The organism is Hymenobacter frigidus (assembly GCF_014640435.1).
GTDB lineage: Bacteria > Bacteroidota > Bacteroidia > Cytophagales > Hymenobacteraceae > Hymenobacter > Hymenobacter frigidus.
Genome location: NZ_BMGY01000115.1, coordinates 1 through 554 on the forward strand (window position 1 = coordinate 1; position 554 = coordinate 554).

Genomic DNA, 554 nt, shown 5'->3' on the forward strand with positions numbered 1-554 from the left:
TTCAGGGCAATCACGTAGTCGGCCCCACGCGCCACCACGCGCCCGACGATGCTGGGCTGACAGGCAATGGCGTCGATGGTGACCACGCTGCCCGCCACGTCGAGGGTATCGAGCAAGGCCGGAATCGCCGTTTTCTCGTTCGTTTTAGCGCCAATTTGCGCTTGCCCAAAGCTGAGCCGGGCGTCGGCCACCCACACGCTGACCGTGCGGACCAGGGCATGGCGCCGGCCGGCGGGGGTGGTGGCGCGGTGTTCCTTGCCGTCTACACACAACTGACGCCCGGCCAGCGACCCGGCGCAGGAACGCAGCGTCTGCGCCAATTCATTTGGGTCCAGGCGCTTAAGCAACCGCTCTAAGGTGTCTTCGGAGGGAATGCCGTTGGCAAACGCCAGGCCCAGTTCCGTGCGTAAAAAGGCGAGGTGGGCACGGCCGTAGTCACAAATTTCCGGCAAATCGTCGCAGCCAGCCAACGTGCCGCAAAGCAACAGGGCCAGTATATCAACCAGTTGGTGTAAGCACCGGCCCTGCACACGCGGGTCCGTTAATTGGGCAAA

Annotated in this window: 1 protein-coding gene; it reads right to left on the reverse strand. The window is 63.4% G+C overall.

Annotated features, from left to right (window positions below; all coding sequences use genetic code 11):
• Window positions 1–554: ISAs1 family transposase (locus IEW17_RS20705; RefSeq protein ID WP_188563959.1), on the reverse strand; the 554-nt coding region annotated here is incomplete at both ends.